The sequence below is a fragment of the Chitinophaga sp. genome, assembly GCF_019236475.1.
In the GTDB taxonomy this organism is placed as follows: domain Bacteria; phylum Bacteroidota; class Bacteroidia; order Chitinophagales; family Chitinophagaceae; genus Chitinophaga.
This window is the reverse complement of the sequence record NZ_JAFAIX010000012.1, coordinates 905,399-924,708: the sequence shown is the minus strand read 5'-3', so window position 1 is coordinate 924,708 and position 19,310 is coordinate 905,399. Positions and strand designations below refer to the sequence as shown.

The 19,310-nt window shown below is 45.3% G+C and carries 16 protein-coding genes; 3 read left to right on the top strand and 13 right to left on the bottom strand.

Translation table 11 applies throughout. The features are described from left to right. Positions 1 to 22: 22 nt before the first annotated feature. The 12 genes from JO154_RS19985 to JO154_RS19930 form a co-directional block, all read right to left on the bottom strand. On the bottom strand, positions 23 to 430 hold the full coding sequence (locus JO154_RS19985; RefSeq protein WP_291948811.1) for a cytochrome C oxidase subunit IV family protein: 408 nt from the start codon (positions 428 to 430) through the stop codon (positions 23 to 25). A gap of 71 nt (positions 431 to 501) precedes the next feature. Further along, positions 502 to 1,176 carry a cytochrome c oxidase subunit 3 gene (locus JO154_RS19980; protein WP_291948809.1) on the bottom strand — a complete coding sequence of 225 codons (675 nt, stop codon included), beginning with the start codon at positions 1,174 to 1,176 and terminating at the stop codon, positions 502 to 504. 27 nt (positions 1,177 to 1,203) lie between these two features. Then, the gene (locus JO154_RS19975; RefSeq protein ID WP_291948807.1) at positions 1,204 to 1,758 is read right to left on the bottom strand and encodes a cytochrome c oxidase subunit 3; all 555 of its coding nucleotides are present in this window, start codon (positions 1,756 to 1,758) and stop codon (positions 1,204 to 1,206) included. Between the two features lie 28 nt (positions 1,759 to 1,786). Then, positions 1,787 to 2,662, bottom strand: coding sequence for a heme o synthase (gene cyoE / locus JO154_RS19970; RefSeq protein WP_291948805.1), 876 nt, complete (start codon positions 2,660 to 2,662; stop codon positions 1,787 to 1,789). 134 nt (positions 2,663 to 2,796) lie between these two features. Then, the gene (locus JO154_RS19965) at positions 2,797 to 4,611 is read right to left on the bottom strand and encodes a cbb3-type cytochrome c oxidase subunit I (protein WP_291948803.1); all 1,815 of its coding nucleotides are present in this window, start codon (positions 4,609 to 4,611) and stop codon (positions 2,797 to 2,799) included. 115 nt (positions 4,612 to 4,726) lie between these two features. After that, positions 4,727 to 5,767 carry a cytochrome c oxidase subunit II gene (locus tag JO154_RS19960; protein WP_291948800.1) on the bottom strand — a complete coding sequence of 347 codons (1,041 nt, stop codon included), beginning with the start codon at positions 5,765 to 5,767 and terminating at the stop codon, positions 4,727 to 4,729. 63 nt (positions 5,768 to 5,830) lie between these two features. Continuing rightward, the gene (locus tag JO154_RS19955; protein ID WP_291948798.1) at positions 5,831 to 7,036 is read right to left on the bottom strand and encodes a quinol:cytochrome C oxidoreductase; all 1,206 of its coding nucleotides are present in this window, start codon (positions 7,034 to 7,036) and stop codon (positions 5,831 to 5,833) included. A gap of 47 nt (positions 7,037 to 7,083) precedes the next feature. After that, positions 7,084 to 7,692 carry a cytochrome c gene (locus tag JO154_RS19950; protein ID WP_291948796.1) on the bottom strand — a complete coding sequence of 203 codons (609 nt, stop codon included), beginning with the start codon at positions 7,690 to 7,692 and terminating at the stop codon, positions 7,084 to 7,086. A 74-nt stretch (positions 7,693 to 7,766) separates the two neighbouring features. After that, positions 7,767 to 8,360 carry a DUF3341 domain-containing protein gene (locus JO154_RS19945; RefSeq protein WP_291948794.1) on the bottom strand — a complete coding sequence of 198 codons (594 nt, stop codon included), beginning with the start codon at positions 8,358 to 8,360 and terminating at the stop codon, positions 7,767 to 7,769. A gap of 45 nt (positions 8,361 to 8,405) precedes the next feature. Beyond that, positions 8,406 to 9,842 (bottom strand): NrfD/PsrC family molybdoenzyme membrane anchor subunit, encoded by a 1,437-nt coding sequence (nrfD, locus tag JO154_RS19940; RefSeq protein WP_291948792.1) that lies wholly within the window; start codon positions 9,840 to 9,842, stop codon positions 8,406 to 8,408. Positions 9,843 to 9,954: 112 nt separating this feature from the next. Next, positions 9,955 to 13,008: a TAT-variant-translocated molybdopterin oxidoreductase gene (locus tag JO154_RS19935; RefSeq protein WP_291948790.1), complete on the bottom strand. Its 3,054-nt coding sequence runs from the start codon at positions 13,006 to 13,008 to the stop codon at positions 9,955 to 9,957. A 72-nt stretch (positions 13,009 to 13,080) separates the two neighbouring features. Next, the gene (locus JO154_RS19930; protein WP_291948788.1) at positions 13,081 to 14,349 is read right to left on the bottom strand and encodes a c-type cytochrome; all 1,269 of its coding nucleotides are present in this window, start codon (positions 14,347 to 14,349) and stop codon (positions 13,081 to 13,083) included. A 451-nt stretch (positions 14,350 to 14,800) separates the two neighbouring features. On the opposite strand from JO154_RS19930, the gene JO154_RS19925 reads away from it, so the two are divergent. The 3 genes from JO154_RS19925 to JO154_RS19915 are packed head-to-tail and all read left to right on the top strand — an operon-like array spanning position 14,801 to position 16,851. After that, on the top strand, positions 14,801 to 15,547 hold the full coding sequence (locus JO154_RS19925; protein ID WP_291948786.1) for a copper resistance protein NlpE N-terminal domain-containing protein: 747 nt from the start codon (positions 14,801 to 14,803) through the stop codon (positions 15,545 to 15,547). Positions 15,548 to 15,581: 34 nt separating this feature from the next. Next, positions 15,582 to 16,148 (top strand): phosphoribosylglycinamide formyltransferase, encoded by a 567-nt coding sequence (gene purN / locus JO154_RS19920; protein WP_291948784.1) that lies wholly within the window; start codon positions 15,582 to 15,584, stop codon positions 16,146 to 16,148. A gap of 40 nt (positions 16,149 to 16,188) precedes the next feature. After that, positions 16,189 to 16,851: a hypothetical protein gene (locus JO154_RS19915; RefSeq protein WP_291948782.1), complete on the top strand. Its 663-nt coding sequence runs from the start codon at positions 16,189 to 16,191 to the stop codon at positions 16,849 to 16,851. On the opposite strand, the gene JO154_RS19910 is transcribed toward JO154_RS19915, so the two are convergent. Further along, positions 16,852 to 19,272, bottom strand: coding sequence for a TonB-dependent receptor (locus JO154_RS19910; protein ID WP_291948780.1), 2,421 nt, complete (start codon positions 19,270 to 19,272; stop codon positions 16,852 to 16,854). It lies immediately after the preceding gene. Positions 19,273 to 19,310: the final 38 nt, after the last annotated feature.

The window sequence follows — 19,310 nt, the reverse complement described above, 5'->3', positions numbered from 1 at the left end:
TATAATTTAAAAAGTCAATTAATTAGTGGTGAGGCTCGTGTTCAGCGTTTGGCACTTTAGGAGCTTCTACTTTAGTACCTGGAGCGAGATCTTTTCTCAGATTTTTCCAGGAGTGACCTTCGTAGAGGAACGCAATAATGAACCATACAAACAGCAGCAGCGGCATGAGGACGGTCATTATCAGGTTTCTGATTTCAGAACCCAGGTGCATGAAACGAGCAACGATATAAAATGCTTTGAAGAGTGTCAGGATGATGAAGATACCGTTCAAGAACATTCTTGGCATAAAACCATATTCCAGGTGTAAGAAAGCCAGACCTACTTCACCAACCGTAATAGCCAGCAGAATCCAGAACGTTTGCCAGATAACACTGGTAGACGAATCGTGGTGAACCGGTTCAAGCACTTCAGCAGACTGTGTATGTTCCATTTCTATTTTCTATTAAAATAATTCTATAATCAGATTCCAGTTAATCAATAAACCTTGTAAAGGCGCTACTATTAGAGCAGGTAGAAGCAGGTGAATACGAATACCCAAACCAGATCTACAAAGTGCCAGTACAGACCTACTTTTTCAACCATTTCATAGTGACCTCTGTGTTCGTAAGTACCTTTCAGTACGTTGATCAGGATGATGATGTTGATGATCACACCAGAAGTTACGTGCAGACCGTGGAAACCGGTGATGGTGAAGAAGAAGTTGGTAAAGTTAGTAGTAGCTGCGGTACCATCTACGTTAACGAATGGGTTGCGGCCCCACCAAGCACCTTCATGATACAGGTGTGTCCACTCCCAAGCTTGGCAGCTAAGGAAGGCGATACCACCAATGATGGTGAAGATCATCCATTTAGCAACTGCTTTTTTATCTCTGTGGTGACCAGCGTGTACAGCCAGTACCATTGTTACAGAACTCATGATGAGGATGAAGGTCATCAAGCTCACAAACATCAGCGGGAGGTTTGCATGTCCCATACCTGGGAAAGACCTAAATACCTCATTCGGATCAGGCCAGGATGTGCTGGAAAACCGGATGGTACCATATGAAATCAACAATGCGCCGAAAGTGAACGCATCTGATATCAGGAAGTACCACATCATCAACTTGCCATAGTTCACATTAAAAGGAGAATAACCTCCGGCCCACCATTTTTTCTTCGCTGTAACTGCTGTATCCATTGTTTATTTTATAAAATTTTACAAAGTTTATCTCGCGATACTTAAAAATACTAACAGGTAAATCCACAGGATATCTACGAAATGCCAGTAAGTTGCGGCCACTTCAATAGGTACTGCGCTGTAGGTACGAATACGTGTTCTGTAAGCTCTGAAGAACATTACCAGTAAGGCAACTACTCCACCGAGCACGTGCAACATGTGCACACCTACGATAACATAAATAAAGGATGCGGAAACCGGTCCGGAGAGCGGTAATCCTTCGGATCTCAATTGTGTGAATCCGATCCATTGACAAGCTGCAAATACTACACCCAGGATAGCCGTCAGGGTTATCAACTGTTTGTAGCGTTGCATGTTCCTTTCTTTAAATTGCTTTAAAGCCAGGTGTATGGTCAGGCTACTGAGTAAGATAACAGCAGTAGAGAGCCAGAAAATATGTGGCAGTTCAAATGCAAGCCAGTTGGCCTGCGATCTCTTCACAACGTATGCACTGGTGAATCCGATGAACATCATGGTAATACTACCCATGGCAATCCAAAGGGAATATTTGTGCGGATGTATTTTTTTACGTTGTATGCTCATTGTTTGCATCACTTCCTCCTGTTTCAGATTAATATTTATCCAGCAGCTGTGCAAGCTGAACGATTGTCAGGTAAATATAGGACCCGAACATCAGTTTCCTTGCAGCAGGAATATCATTCTTACGGTACAGGTTTACTGCTCTGTATAAGAAGAATAACCCAGCTAATATGGCAACGATGGCGGAAATCCGTCCTGTAATGTGCAGCAGATAAGGCGCTACGCCTGCTGGAATAATTAACAGTGTATATAGCACTGCCTGCAATGCGGTGAATCTATTGGGTTCACCGTTGGCAGGTAATAATTTGAAACCGGCCTTGGCATAGTCTTTAAACGCAATCCAGGCGATAGCCCAGAAATGCGGGAATTGCCAAAGGAATTGGATAGCAAACAAAGACCAGCCGCCTTCTGCAAGATTATTGGCGCCTGCGGCCCAGCCAATCAGCAGGGGCATTGCACCCGGAATAGCACCTACCAATACGGCCAGTGAATTCCATTTCTTCCAGGGAGTGTATACAAAAGCATACAATACCAGCGACAAGAGGCTTAATCCAGCACTTAACCAGTTAAAGCAGTATCCCATAATCAGGACACCAGCAACACCTGTGATCACGGCCAGTGCGATCGCTTCAGCATCGGTCATCCGACCTGCTGGCAGCGGACGTACGGCAGTGCGTGCCATCAGCTTGTCTGTTTCCTTTTCCCATATCTGGTTGATGGTATTGGCTGATCCGGAAACCAGCAATCCACCAGCAAATAATAAAAGAACTTTTACAATGTTAAACTCCACTCCAGGCACCAGCAGATAAGCCACCACAGAGGAGAACACCACCATGAAGGTGAGATTAAACTTCATTAACTGAGAGTAATCTTTCACCTTGCTTGCTACTGCATACGATGTCGACAATTTTATGGAGTTTTCTTGCAACATTTTATTTCTAACCACATCCTGAAAATTAGCTCAGGACAAATTTACAAACATCACAGTTAATCAAGTTCCGGCAGGCAAATAAATACCTGCCGGCGCTTGAAATATTATTGTTAGTGACCTGATTCGTTTGGACCGAGAGGTTCGGTTTGAGGAATGAAGTCTCTACCGTCTTTACTGTAGTCATAAGCCCAACGGTGAACTTCTGGAATTTCGCCAGGCCAGTTACCGTGAATACCGTGAATTGGAGTAGTCCATTCCAGGGTAGTTGCTTTCCATGGGTTCTGGGTAGTCATTTTTCTACCTTTGAAGATGCTGTAGAAGAAGTTGAACACAAACAGCAACTGAACCGCGAATACAATGATTACTACGAAGCTGATGAATTGGTTCAGACCACTGAACTGGTTGAAAGAAGTCCAGGTAGAGTAGTCGAAATATCTTCTAGGCATACCCGCCATACCTTCGTAGTGCATAGGCCAGAAGATGCAATAAGCACCTACCAGGGTGATCCAGAAGTGGATATAACCCAGAGTATTGTTCATGAAGCGGCCATACATTTTAGGGAACCAGTGGTAAATACCGGCGAACATACCAAAGAATGCAGACACACCCATTACAATGTGGAAGTGAGCGATTACGAAGTAAGTATCGTGCAGGTGAATATCGATAGAAGAGTTACCCAGCCAGATACCAGTCAGACCACCGGAGATGAAAGTGCTCACGAAACCGATGGAGAACAGGGAAGCAGGCGTAAAGTGGATATTACCTTTCCAGATGGTGGTCAGCCAGTTGAACACTTTAATAGCGGAAGGTACCGCGATCAGGAGTGTTAACAGTACGAAGAACGCACCAAGGAATGGGTTCAGACCAGTCACGAACATATGGTGTGCCCATACGAGGAAGGCCAGGATACAGATAGCGAACAGAGAGCCCACCATTGCGAGGTAACCGAAGATAGGTTTGCGAGAGCTAACCGCCAGTACTTCAGATACCATACCCATTGCAGGAAGGATAATGATATATACCTCAGGGTGACCGAGGAACCAGAATAAGTGTTGATAGAGGATTGCGCTACCACCTTCGTTAGCCAGTGCTTTACCAGCGATGAAGATATCAGACAGGTAGAAGCTAGTACCAGCGTGACGATCCATGAGCAGCAGGATGAAACCTGACAGCAGAACAGGGAAAGACAGTACGCCCAATACAGCGGTAAAGAAGAATGACCAGATTGTCAGTGGCATTTTGGTCATGCTCATACCTTTAGCACGCATGTTGAGGATAGTAGAGATGTAGTTCAGACCACCCAGCAACTGAGACACAACGAACAGCGCCATAGAAGTGAGCCACAAGTCCACACCCATTTTAGAACCGATAGAAGCATCACCCAGTGCACTCAGTGGAGGGTACATTGTCCAACCACCAGAAGCAGGACCTGTTTGAACAAACAGGGAAGCCATCATTACCAGGCTCGCCAAGAAGAAGAACCAGTAGGAGAGGCAGTTCATGAAAGGGGACGCCATGTCGCGGGCACCTACTTGCAGCGGAATAAGCAAGTTCGAGAAGGTACCGGACAGACCGGCAGTTAATACGAAGAATACGAGGATGGTACCGTGCATGGTAACCAGAGCGTAATATGCTTCAGGGGTGATACGACCACCTTTTGCCCAGTGGCCAAGGATGCTTTCCAGCCAAGGGAAGGTAGCATCGGGATATCCGAGTTGCAAACGGAACAGTACAGAGAAGAAGGCGCCAATGATAGCCCATACAATACCTGTGATCAGGAATTGTTTGGCAATCATTTTATGGTCTAAGCTGAAAACATACTTAGAAATGAAACTTTCATGATGGTGCCCATGATCATGGTGACCATGTGCCGCCGCGCCGTGCATAACCTCCTGTTGACTGTGCAATGTTGCTTCGTTACTCATAATCGGTTCGGTTTATTTATAAACTAACACCCGGGAAGTTTCTTCGTGTGTTGGTTTTATTTTTTTATGTTATTAATTGGACTCCGTCAATATTTCTTCTTCACAAAATTAAGGCTTACTTGGTATTGGCAGCCACAGTTTTTTGTGCACTATCAGCCTTAGGTGCTTCAGCAGGCGCTGCTGCTGGGTGAGCCAGGCTGTATTGAGTAGGCTGTTTAGCTACCCATGCATTATATTCTTCCTGTGTTTCTACCACGATAACGCCTCTCATGGAGTAGTGACCGGAACCGCACATCTGATCGCAAGAGATTTCGTAAGTGAAATCAGGGTTGCCAGTTTTCTCCTTCATTTGTTTAGTAGTGAATTTAGGAGTGAACCAGAGTGTGGTTGGAATACCAGGAACCGCATCCATTTTCAGGCGGAACTGAGGCAGACCAACGTCGTGGATAACATCGCGGGAACCGATTACAAATTTTACTGGTTTACCTACTACCAGGTGTACTTCAGTCGCCTGGAAGTCGTCTTTACTCAGCGGATCGTTCCAGTCAACACCCAGCTCATTGGAAGCAGCAGGATCAATCAGTTGAAAGCTGCGGCGACCGAGCTGGCCATCTTTACCTGGGTAACGGATCAGCCAGTTAAACTGTTTACCAGTAATTTCAACGATCACTGCATCAGCAGGAGCGTCGGAAGTCAACTGGAACCAGTGTTTCAGACCGAAAGCTACGAGGATAGTCAGGGCAATAGCCGGGATAACTGTCCAAATAACTTCGAGTTTATTACTATGCGGGAAATAAAATGCCTCACGGCCTTCTTTTTCCTGGTATTTGAATGCAAAATAGAACAGAAGAATCTGTGTAATTACAAACACGACACCGGTGATGAGCAGGGTAACGTAGATCAATTTATCTACGCCTTCGCCCTGATCGGAGGCAGATTCGCCCAGGATTTTCCCTTTCAGCAAATCGTTACAGTAGTACACTCCTATAAGCCCCAGCACCAGGAATGCTATCAGCAGAAAACCATTGATACGGTTACTTTGCTGGCGCGCTTTCTTTTCTCCCTTCAATATGGACACATATTCGCTCGCCTTCGCAATCTGGAAGATGACTATGAATATGAGAACAACAACTAAGACTGCTAAAAATCCTGACATTGCTATATGAAATAATTAAGTTATCTAATGCTTTTCTTTTATCTGATCTCCTTTCGCACCTGATTAGGTGTGGTGAATAATACTCTCTTTCAGGTAAGGGTGATTTTTCGGAACCAGTGCTGCTTTAGTCAGATTAATGGATACCAAATAAATAATCAGCCCAACAAAACCGAGACCTAAGCCCATTTCGTACCAAGGGAACTGTAATTCTTTAACAGTACCTGGGTAAACCATTTGCCAGAAATCGAGCCAGTGACCCGCGATGATAACGATGGCAATGAATACGACAGCGGTATAGTTACGTTTTGTATCCCTTTTCATCAGGAACAGTAACGGAGTGATAAAATTGATCAGCAGGTTCAGGAAGAAGATTGGACGCCATTGACCCCAAACACGTGGTTGGAAGTAAGCGGTTTCTTCCGGCATGTTAGCGTACCAGATCAGCATATATTGAGAGAACCAGAGGTAAGTCCAGAAGATGCTGAATGCAAACAAGAATTTACCGAGGTCATGCAGATGTTCTTCAGTTACGTAAGGCAGGTAACCATTTTTTTTCAGGTAAACCACGAACAGGGAAATCAGCGCGAGGCCAGAAACCCAGGTGCTAGCGAAAGTATACCAGGAATACATGGTAGAGAACCAATGTGCATCGATGCTCATCAACCACATCCAAGGAGTGGTAGAACCAACGCTGAGGGTAAATATTGCCAGGAATCCACCTGCTACTACAGTATTTCTCCAAATGATTTTTTTACCGGTTTCAGGTTTCAGATCCCAACCATCTTCTTCCTTAGACATGTTACGGAGTTTGATGGTAAAGAAAATCCACAGACCCAGTGTCAGAACGGTAGCGATGGTGAAGAATGATTTGTTCAGGAAAGGTGCTTTCCAGGTAAGAACCGGATCCTCGTGAACGTGATGGAGGTTTACCCAGTGGTAGATATCATCTTTACCACCAAAAACCAGGATCATCACTACCAGGAACAGGATTCCTGCAAGAACAGGAACTGCCATGGAGATCGCTTCAGGAACACGGCGGAATGCAATCTGCCAACCACCATGTGCCAGGGTTGTAGCAGCAATAAAGAAGGTGCTGGCTAATGTAATCAGCAAAAAGAAGCTGCTATTTTGCAACAGGCCTGCCCAGAAACGTGTCGCGTTCTCATTTTTGAACGCAAATAATCCGATCAATAAAGTCAGCAAGCCCACGCCCATCAAAACGAAGCTGGTCTTTTTTAATCTTGCTGGAACTACAAATTGGTCTTTCATTATCGTATATTAAAATACTTGTTTGAAATTCAGTTTAACTCTCATTCTTATTTAGCGGCTGCGCTATCTTTAGCAGGAGCGGCTGCAGCAACTGCTGGTGCAGTGGATGGAGCGTTCTTGCTTTTGATATAAGCTGCTATCTTCCAGCGCTGTTCTCTGTCCAGTTGGCTGGCGTAGCTACCCATTGCGTTGTAACCGTAAGTCATCACATGGAAGAGACGACCTTCGGAGTAAGCTGCTTTAGGACCGGATGCCAGGTTAGCTGGTGCTGCAGGGTAAGGACCGTTACCACCTTTATACAGTGGGCCGTTACCATCCATAGCAGTACCGTGGCAAATACCGCAGTAAATGTTGAATAAGCGTTCACCTTCATGCAGATCTGCTGCTGTGATAGTCAGCGGATTTTTTACCAGATTAGCCAGAGCAGTATCTGATTCTTTCAGGTGGTATGGTAATACTTCACCTCTTTTTACTGTTCCTTCCACTGGTTTCAAACCTGACAAACGAGCACTGTAAAATTCATACGCACGGGATTCATACATGTCTGGCATATAAATCCTGCCTGGCTTTCTGTTGTTTTCCCCTCTGTTACATGCTGTCAGGAAAGCTCCAGTTGCCAATGCGGCTACAATCAATATGTTGGAAGTCCTTTTCATCAGAATTTATTTAACTGGTAGCTGTTATTGTTTTCACAGTAGCAGCTACCACTGTCGATTTTTGCTGTTTTTAATTACGCGTTTACCGTTTTAACCTTACGGAGATAAGGTTCGTCATCCTTATCGAATCTGCCGAACCACCATCCGGCTTCTGCCTGTTGCTCTTCGATATCGTGAGCACCATTTGCCTGAAGGAAGTTTTTCACTTCTTGTGCATTGGTTTTATCAGTCAGTTCGATCACCATTACAAACTTATCATCCGTTTGTCTTTGGTGGAAGATGTGCTTCTTAACGCCTGGCATTAACTGGCACAGGTAGCAGAAAGTCATCACCATACCTACCGCAGCAAAGAGTACTGTTAACTCAAAAGTGATAGGAATGAAAGCTGGTAACGGGAAATGAGGTTTACCACCGATGTTCAGCGGCCAATCCACATTAAATACCCAGCTCATGAAAGATAATGCCGTAGTAGTACCGGTAATACCGTAAATAAAACCGGCTGTGTGCAGGCTGGTTTCTCTCAGGCCCATCGCATGGTCAAGACCATGGATAGGGAAAGGAGTGTACACATCGTGTAATTTGTAACCAGCTGTACGTACTTTCTTTACCGCCGGGAACAACACTGCCTCATCGTCAAACAACCCTACAACAAAATTTTTAACAGCCATATATTTAAAAATTCAAAGTCCAATTAATTAATTCTGTTTCGTCTATTAGTGTGCGTGCGCTACGTCGTGAGCAAATTTCTCATCTGGTTGTTCTTCGTACACTTCCATTTTCTCTTTAAAGTTCTCACCGGAAGTTTTCAGAATAGACTTGATCTCAGCTACCGCGATTACTGGGAAGTATTTAGCGAACAGGAAATAGCAAGTGAAGAACAGACCGAAGGTACCCATGTAGAAACCAACTTCTGGCCAGGATGGACGATAGTAAGACCAACTGGATGGGAGGTAGTCACGATACAGAGAAGTACAGATAATTACGAAACGCTCGAACCACATACCGATGTTAACGATGATGGACATGAAGAATGTCACAGCTACGCTTCTTCTCATTTTGCGGAACCAGAATATCTGCGGAGAGATTACGTTACATGTCATCATGATCCAGTAAGACCAGCCCAGAGGACCTGCTGCACGGTATTTGAAGAATGTATCGAACTCATATGGGTTAGCACCGTACCAAGCCATGAACAGCTCGGTCAGGTAAGCACAACCTACTACGGAACCGGTCAGTACGATTACCTTGTTCATGGCTTCCATGTGTCCAACGGTAATGTATTCTTCCAGGTTCAGAATTTTACGAGTAATGATCAGCAGTGTATTTACCATCGCGAATCCGGAGAAGATCGCACCCGCCACGAAGTAAGGAGGGAAGATGGTAGTATGCCAACCAGGGATTACAGATGTCGCGAAGTCAAAAGATACGATGGTGTGTACGGAGAGTACCAGTGGAGTAGATAAACCCGCCAGTACCAGTGACAGTGCTTCATGACGTTGCCAGTGTTTGGTAGAACCAGTCCAGCCGAAAGAAGCTACACCATATAATAACTTACGCAGTTTCGTTTTAGCTCTGTCGCGGATGGTAGCGAAATCTGGCAACAGACCAGAGTACCAGAACAACAGGGAAACGGTGAAGTAAGTGGAGATCGCGAATACGTCCCAGAGGAGCGGGGAGTTAAAGTTAACCCATACCGGACCGCGGGTGTTAGGATAAGGCAGGATGAAGAACGCCATCCATACACGACCCATGTGAATGATTGGGAACTGGCCGGCACACATTACCGCGAAGATGGTCATCGCTTCTGCTGCACGGTTTACCCCAGTACGCCATCCCTGACGGAACAGCAAGAGGATCGCGGAAATCAGGGTACCGGCGTGACCGATACCTACCCACCATACGAAGTTGGTGATATCCCAACCCCAACCGATGGTTTTATTCAGATTCCATACACCGACCCCGAAGTAGATCTGCCAAAACACTGAAAATGCGCCGAAGCCCAACAGTGCAAGTGATATAAAAAAGCCTACATACCACAATTTTCCAGGCTTAGCCTCGATGGGACTAATGATATCTTCCGTTACCTGGTGATAATCCTTAACCCCGTCTACTAAAGGTTCTCTCAGTGTGGATTCGTATTTTAAATGCATATTCTATAAGCTTTTAGCTGCTAGCTTCTAGCTACTAGCCCTTGTCTTTTGTTATGATCTCAGATTCTGTAACTTTCTTATCTTTTTCTCTTAACGATTTCCCGTCAAGATCTTACGCGTGGTGCGCTTCTTCCTTGTGAGCAGATTCTTTTTCTGCTTTAGGAGCTGCGTCCTTGTTTCTGATCTTAGCCAGGTAGTTGATAGAAGGTAATGTGTGGGTTTCTTCCAGCACATAGTACATTCTCTCTGTCTGTTCCTCGTTACGGATCTTGTAGATAGCGCTTTCTTTATCGTTAACGTTACCGAATACGATTGCATCGGCAGCGCAAGCCTGCTGACATGCAGTTTTAGCTTCACCATCTTTCATTGGACGGCCGGCTTTCTTAGCAGTCAGTTTAGCATCCTGCAGACGTTGTACGCAGAAAGAACATTTTTCCATCACACCACGGCTACGAACCACTACATCTGGGTTCAGTACCATGCGGGTCAGGTTATCGTTCATATCAGCTACATCGTACAGGTTATTTTCGAAGCTGTCCGCACCGTTCCAGTCTCTCCAGTTGAGGCGACGAACTTTATAAGGACAGTTGTTAGCGCAATAACGGGTACCGATACAACGGTTGTAAGCCATCTGGTTAATACCTTCAGAGCTATGGTTGGTTGCACCTACAGGGCAAACGTTTTCGCAAGGAGCGTTATCGCAATGCTGACACAGCATTGGTTGGAACACTACTTCCGGATTATTTTCATCACCGCTGAAGTAACGGTCGATGCGGATCCAGTGCATTTCGTGCGCTTTCGCCACTTCTTCTTTACCTACAACAGAAACGTTGTTTTCTGCCTGACAAGCGATCGTACATGCACCGCAACCGAAGCAAGTGTTCAGGTCGATGGACATACCCCATTTGATACCAGGGTAGCTAAAGTTACCGTACAGGGTAGCGTCTTTACGGAAATCCTTACCGAATTTCAGCAGTTCTTCCCTGTCTTTATTTACTTCTTTAGGATTCTGTTTGAATTCTTCCAGTGTGGTTTCCTTGATGATAGGACGACCTTCGTAGCTGTTGTGCGTTTGGGTCAGTGCAACAGGGTAGTTTGCGCCTGTAGCTTCTACTGTTGCTTCAGGAGCGAAGTAGTCAACAGTAGTACCGTTGAAGCTGGAGAAGATGTAAGCGTTTTTACCGATACCGCCAGCAGCTTTACCTGTTTTTTCGCTACGGCCGTAACCAACAGCGATGGCAATTACTTCTGGGTGGATACCAGGAACGATCAGCAGTGGCAATACCACTTCTTTACCGTTTGCTTTTATTTTCAGAACTTTCTTTTCAGTGTGGATTTCGTAATCATCACCCAACTGAGTAGAGAAGGTTTTAGCGAGTGTATTGGAGATACAAGCGTAGTTATCCCAGGTTGCGCGGGTGATTGGGTCCGGCATTTCCTGTAACCATGGGTTGTTCGCTAGTCTACCGTTACCGATAGCAACTTTTTCGTACAGTACGAGTTCCAGTTTACCACCTTTTTTCGCGCTGTTGATTTTACCAGCAGCGTCGGCAACATTACCAGAGAAGGAAGCACCGCCCATTGCTGGAGCAGTAGCTGGTTCTACGATACCGTCTTGCAGGGCTTTATCCCAAGCTTCAATGCCACCGAGTTTAGCAACCCAAGCAGCTTTCAGGTAATCTACCCAAGGAGTGGTGTTGCCAGTCCAAGTCAGGAAGGAATCCTGTGCAGCACGTGTTTTGAACAGCGGGCTGATAGTAGGCTGAACAAAGCTGAAATAACCGGTTCTAGCTTCCGCATCGTTCCAGCTTTCCAGGAAGTGATGATCAGGAGCAGCGAATTTGCAGAGTTCGGTAGTTTCATCTACGCGGTCGTTGAAGGAGATAGTAGTTTTTACTTTCTTCAGACCTTCGGTGAATTTAGCTGCATCAACGTAATCGTAAGCAGGGTTAGCGCCATAAACGATCAGGGTGCCAATGGCGCCTGCGTTCATGTCGCTTACCAGTTTCGCCATATCCGCATCGTTACCTTGACGGTAGTTGCTAGGGTTAGCGAGGTCGATGGTAGTACCGTTAGCGCCGATTGCATTGTTGATCGCGTTAACGATGATCTGTACGTTTACGTCGTTGGAACCAGAAACAACCAGTGCTTTACCAGCATTGGCTTTCAGGGAAGCTGCGGCTTTCTTAATGCCTTCAGCAACTTTAGGATCCAGGGTAGGAGCGGTTACGCTACCACCTACAGCCGCCAACAGGGCCAGGGCAACAGCACCAGCTTCTGATGGTTTGTGTGTATATCTTTCATCTGCGTTAGCGCCGGTCAGGCTCATAATGCTTTCGAATGCGAAATGTTTGGACATTTCAGGATTCTTAGCATTGATCTTACGGGTAGCAGAGAATTGTTTTGCGTATTCAGCAGGGTTTAACCAAGTTCCCAGGAAATCAGCACCCAAGCTCACTACCGTTTTCGCATTTTCGAAATGGTAGCTAGGGATTACTCTTTTACCGTAAGAAGCTTCGTTTGCACCCAGGATACCAGCGTAAGAAACTGCATCGTAAACTACGTGACGGGAACCTGGATATTTCGCCAGGAACTCACCGATTACTTTTTTAGTGGTAGGGCTCAGCAGGGTAGAGCTGAGAACTACAACAGGAGCGCCACCGAGGGCTGCAGTTACTTGTTTATCCAGTTCAGCCCAAGTAGTTTCGTTACCACCGATAGTAGGGAAGCGCAGACGAGCTGTATCATACAGGCTCAGTACAGCACCTTGTGCTTTCGCAGTGGTAGCACCTTGGGTGATGGTAGAAGATGTATTTCCTTCGATTTTGATAGGACGACCTTCGCGGGTTTTAACCAGCAGTGGGAGGTACTCACCATCAATTGTGTAAGAAGAAGCATAGTAGTTAGCTACACCAGGAGTGATTTCTTCTGGTTTGTTCACATAAGGTATAGCTTTTTTGATCGGTGTTTCACAGCTAGCGGCAATAGTAGCAGCAGCAGTGGTGAACCCCAGGTACTTCAGGAAGTCCCTGCGCGGGGTTTTAGCATTCAACAGGCCCTCACTCTCAAACGGCAGTTCTTCACTGAATTCGTTCTTCACAATCTCCTGATGCGCATCGGTATTGTGCAACTCCTCCAAGCCTTTCCAATACTTTTTTTGCTCCATGTTATATTAACGAGTTACGTTTATAAAATTTGATAATCTTCTGATTCGAGATAAAAAATCTCTAAATCCTTCCTAGTAGTGACATTTTTGACATTCAGTACCACCAACCATTTCAACGGTTACGCTATCGATCTTCTTATCTTTAATATCCTGGTGGAGTTTTTCGAAGATGCTGTAGTAGTTGTTGTCAGCGAACTGAACTTTAGTAGTACGGTGACAGTTAATGCACCAACCCATTGACAGGTCAGCAAACTGATGTACTTCGTCCATTTCAGTGATAGCACCGTGGCAGGTCTGGCACTGTTGTTTACCAGCCACCACGTGTTGGGAGTGGTTGAAGTAAACATGGTCAGGCAGATTGTGGATTTTAGTCCATTCAATTGGACGACCTGGTTTGGTGTATTTAGCCGCCTCAGGGTCCCAGCCAACGTAATCGTATAATTTGTGGATTTCTGCAGTTCCATCAACTTTTTTACCTTCTGCTGTAAACAGCTCAGGACCACTGTAAGAGTTGATTGCCTTGTGGCAGTTCATACAGATGTTCTCAGAAGGAATCATCGCGTGTTTGGATTTCTCAGCACCAGCATGGCAGTACAAGCAGTTGATCTGGTTGATACCAGCATGCACCTTGTGGCTGTAGAAGATTGGCTGCTCAGGCATGTAGTCTTTTTGACGACCCAGGTTAATAGCACCGTTAATGGTGAAGTAACCACCTACCATGAACAACACCAGGATACCCAGCGCGATGTAAGCTTTGTTTTTGTAGAAAGGAACTGGTTCAGGAGTAGCTACGCCTTCTTTGTCACCTGCTAACTTGTTCAGGTTACTGTTGATCTGCATCAAGATCAAGGCAACAACAGCCAGGATCAGGGTAATAATACCGAAGAGGAGGCTATTATCGCTTCCTTTTTCAGCACCACCTGCAGGAGCTGGCTCACCACCTTTGGGTTGAGTCTCTTTACTTCCTTCATCTTTAATGTACGCCAAGATATTGTCGATTTCCGCCTCTGACAATGCAGGGAAAGCGGTCATCGCTGTCTTGTTGTAGTCATTGAAGAGCTGGTTGGCGTATTTATCACCAGAAGCCAGAACAGACGCAGAGTTGCGAATCCATTGGTGCAGTAATTTCTTATCTGCCCATCTGCTTTCAACGTCTTTAAGTGCAGGACCAGTCACACGTTTGTGAACATTGTGACAAGAGGCGCAATTTTGTTGGAAGAGTGCTTTACCAGCGTTTGGATCCGCAGCTTTAACGGAAGAAAACGGAATTACTATACTAGCGCATAGAATAAGCACACTCACAAAATGCTTGCGCAAAAGAATGGAAACACGACGATACACAGCCTATATAGTTTAGATTTGACCTAAAGTTTCTTAAAAGTGCTCGCAAAAATAAGACAGAATGTTGACAATTTACCAACAATTAAAAAAATTTATTACCGTAAATAATCCCAATTTTTCCCTATTTTCCGAGCTAACGTAATTATTAAAGTCTTACTGCTGGCTATTTTTCCCTACTCGCTACTCCTGTTAAGGCACATCTGATATTATATTAAGGGGATTCTTCTCTCTACATTCTACCCCACTCATACGTAATATGGCATGAGGTTTCAGGCTGTTATAACTATAATATATGGTGATTGGATTTCTATAACAAGCCCCTATATCCTGACCAACTATATAATATTATATATATGCTACGCCGTCTATTTTTCGGTCAGGTACCGTAAATTTACTTTTAATAACCTGCCATCTGACCATAATGTTCAGTAACACCCTTAAAAAACTACCCATGCTCAGAAAAGTACTGTTCTTCGCCCTTTTGACCGGCCTGGCAGCCTGCAATAACCAATCCGCCCATCAAACGCAGGATTCCCTGCATACCCATAATACCCTTTCCGTTTCTGTTACGCACATCACCGGTACCTACCAAGGTACCTTACCATGTGCGGACTGCCCAGGGAAAGATTACCAGATTTCTCTTTACGACGATCATACCTACCAAGACCTCGTCTCCTATCAAGGCAGGGGAAATAATATCGCCACGGTGGAAACAGGCACCTGGAGGGCTATTAACGACTCAATTGTCATGCTGGAAAGAAAAAATGACAGTTCTTCCTTCCTCGCCGCGGAAGGGAAACTCATTCTGCTCGACAGATCCGGCAAACGCATTGAAGGGGTCCTCGCCTCCAATTATGAACTGAAACCTGTAGAAGGCGGCGACAGACGCGTACTCCTCTCCGGCAAAAAAGCCTCCGGCATCAATTTCTTTGCCTCCGGCAATGAGCCTTTCTGGACACTCGACATCGATAAAAAGAAAATCCTATTTAAACTGAAGGCTGGTGACAGCATTAGCACGAGTCTCCCGAACCCCACTACCAACCTGGATACACTTAAAATCTATAAAACAAAAGAAATCACCGTAACCATTCGTAGCACCACCTGTGCCGATGATATGAGCGGATATATGCGGCCCAATACTGTACAACTACAGGTAGGAGATAAAACATATTCCGGTTGCGGCGAGTTTATTAAATAGGTACTTTTGCACCTGATTTCAAATACAGCAGACATTGAAAAATATCGCCATATTCGCTTCAGGTGCAGGTAGTAACGCACAAAAAATTATAGACCACCTGCGCAACTCTTCAGATGGGAAAGTAACCTTGATCGTTTGTAATAAGCCTGGCGCCGGCGTGCTCCAGATTGCGGAGAAAGAAGGAATCCCCTCTGTTTTGATCGATAAAGAAGAATTCTTTCGTGGCGATGCCTACGTGAATCTGCTCAGGGAAAATAACATTGACCTGATCGTGCTGGCGGGTTTCCTCTGGAAAATCCCTGCGAACCTCGTCCTGGCATTCCCCGACAAGATTATCAACATTCATCCGGCTCTTCTTCCGAAATATGGTGGAAAAGGCATGTACGGCCACTTTGTACATGAAGCAGTGATCGCCGCCAAAGAAACAGAAAGCGGTATCACCATCCACTATGTGAACGAGAAATATGACGACGGCGCACCGATCCTACAGGAACGTTGCCTCATCACTCCAGAAGACACTCCGGAAACCTTAGCTAAAAAGATACAGGTGCTAGAACATCAATGGTTCCCGGTAATTGTGGAACGATTATTGAAAAAATAAAAGGAAGCGAAACACTTCCTCTCTAACCCTTCAACTGTTTATGAAAAAGACCCTGCTGATATCCTGGCTGATGTTGTGCTGCATGGCTGTTTCCTATGCCCAGGATCAAAAATCCTTTCATAGAAATACCTATATCAAGGTAAACCCAGCTACACTCATCAATGAGCTGGATGTGTATTTGGAGCAGGAAATCTCTGAGAAAATCAGCATTGAACTGGGTATTAGCGGTATATATACAGATTACCCAGACTACTTACTGGCCAAGAAAATCGACTTCGGACAGAAAAAACCAGATATCAGCACAGAACAGTTTGTAGACGGAAGGGGCCTCGGATTTAGAGCAGGAATCCGCTTCTATCCATTTGGCCGGGAGGTGAGCAGCAGCGCCACAGGCACTTATTTCGAACCTGTACTGCTCTTTAAGAAGGTCTTCTATCCACATGAAGATGTTACATTTAATAATGTGCAGTTTACCAATACAGGCCATAAAGAGGTGTACGCATTGCAAATACTGTTGGGGCGACAGTTCCGCAAGGATAAACTCATTCTGGATCCCTTCGTAGGCCTGGGAATACGCGGAAAAGTATACCAATATGTTACTTTCCATCAAGGAGATAATAACACCATCAACGAAAATGATGGACACCTGGTTAGCATACTCCCAAGCCTACAACTGGGTATAAAGATAGGGTTCAATCTCTGATTAAAAAGGTACAATCACTTTCATACTCACATTCCTCCCCATATTGTAGATCCCCAAACGTCCGTTGGGTGATGCACTGTAATACTCAAAGTACTTCAATCGATTCATACTAGCCTGGTACGCTTTGTCGAACAGGTTATCTGCCTGTACCAAAAGCTCAAACAAAGGCTTGGAGCGCTTGTTAACAATGGTGGTACCCGCGCCAGCATTCACCAGCGTATAACCGGCCGTATAGGTTTCGGTATCATCCACACCATAGAAGTGCGATTGTGCCGCATAAATATCCACACCGCCCCGAACGAAGGACTTACTGAAACATTTCCAGGTACCCGTTGCGCTCAGCTTGATATCAGAACGTATATGCATGGGCGGTATAAAAGGTAGATAACGGGCCGTCTCCCCATATCTGTCTATCAATGCATTATTCTTATTCAGACCTTCCGTATAGGCGATACTGTTATTCCAATTAAACCATGACCACCTACGGGGATGCAGGTTCAACGAAGCTTCTGCGCCATACAAGCGGGCCTTTGACTGTTGATAACTATAGGTAACGTTCCCAGGCACAATTACGACCGGATTGCCTGATTCATCGTATAGCCTTGCCTGATAGATATAATTCTGGATATTATTGTTGAATAATTCTACGCTGATATCCATATCCGGCAGATACGCTAGGAATCCTACATCTTCCTGCAAACTGAATTCAGGTTTGAAACTCCTGTTGCCCAGGTAAACGATATGCGCTCCCGGATCTAAGCCATTGGAGCCAATTTCAGTAATATTCGGCGCACGGTAGCCTCTGGCGACATTCCCTTTCAGCAGCACCCGTTCACTGATATTATAAGTCAGCCCAAGACTTCCGGAAACGCCTGTATAATTGTGACGGAACGCCGGAAACTGGAGATTGGCACCAGTTGTATCCAGGGCGTGATAATCCATCCCGGTATGCGTATTGGTGGCCACATAGAAATCATTCCAACGGATATGTCGCGTATCATAACGCAGTCCTCCAGATAAATCCAGTTTTCCGAACGATTTCCGGGCAAAAAAGAATCCACCGATGTCAAACAGTTTGTAGTCGGGGATTGGGAAAGCAGTAGCATCCTTGCTTTTATTCACCTGGTACATTCCGTTAACACCAACAGCGGTTTCGATTCCAGCCAATGCAGGCAGATTATAACGCAGGTCATAGTTTAAGGTATTCAAAACTACGTATAGCCCTGGCTGTGAGGGATAAATAGGATGGTTATATTCTCTTCTTATACTTTGTTGAAAGCCAATAGTACCGGTCAGTTCACCGCCACCCAAATGCAGCATGCTTCTGTTGTACAGCCTGTAATGCTGAATATGCTGATGAAGTGGATTAATCGTATAAGTTTTTAGGGCCGACACGGGTACGATAGGCCGATCACGGATATCATCTTCATCGCCTTCTAATACCTGGCGGGTAAATTTCCGCGTGAGGGAATCGCGACTACCGTCGGGAATTTCCTGTGTGTTATCGTATAAGGTAGCCCCAAACTGTGCAGATCCCCATTTTTTATTCAGATGAGCGAGACCAGAGAGATTGTATTCCCGAAATGCAGTACCGTATACATATCCGTCTACCGGATTGCGGTAATTATGCGCAGTACGCATAGAGCCGCGCAAGGCGTATTTCCAATCGTTTTGCGTTAAACTCAATCCCAGTGAACTACCAATTAACCCGTTATTCGTTTGGTAATCCGTGAGGAAATTTCCTTTCAATTTTCCCTGCGGACCTGTAGGAATATCGGGGATGATATTAATAACGCCAGCGAGTGCATCGGAGCCATAGGTAAGACTTGCAGGGCCTTTCACCACCTCTGCGCGGGATACGCCATACTGATCTATTTCGATGCCGTGTTCATCGCCCCATTGTTGTCCTTCTTGGCGAAGGCCATCGAACAAGGTGAGTACACGATTGTAACCCAGTCCGCGAATAAAGGGTTTGGAAATATTAGGTCCGGTAGTCACCGCGCTGATGCCCGGAACACCTTTCACAATGGCATCTACCAGGTTGCTACTTACCTGCATATTCATTTCCTTACGGCCCAAAACCGCTATGGGTACAGGATTTCGGCGTACCGCCGTATTCCTAGAAACGCCCGTTACCACTATTTCATTTAATTTAGACAAGTCTTCTGCCAGGGCAATTTCCCCCAGCGTATGTACAGACTCCTTAATGGTATGTTTCATAGATCGGCTCTGGTAGCCCATCATAGAAATCGTTATTTCATGCGTTCCTGGTTTCACTACCAGGGCAAAACTTCCTGCCGCATCCGTCACTGTACCGATATGTAGTGCAGGAATAGCCACAGTAGCGAATTGTAAGGGTTTACCATCGGCGGTAACTTTTCCTTTAATTGTCGATTGTTGGCTCCAGGCGACTAAAGCCATACATTGTAAATACAGAACAGTAAAAAATCGTTTCATCT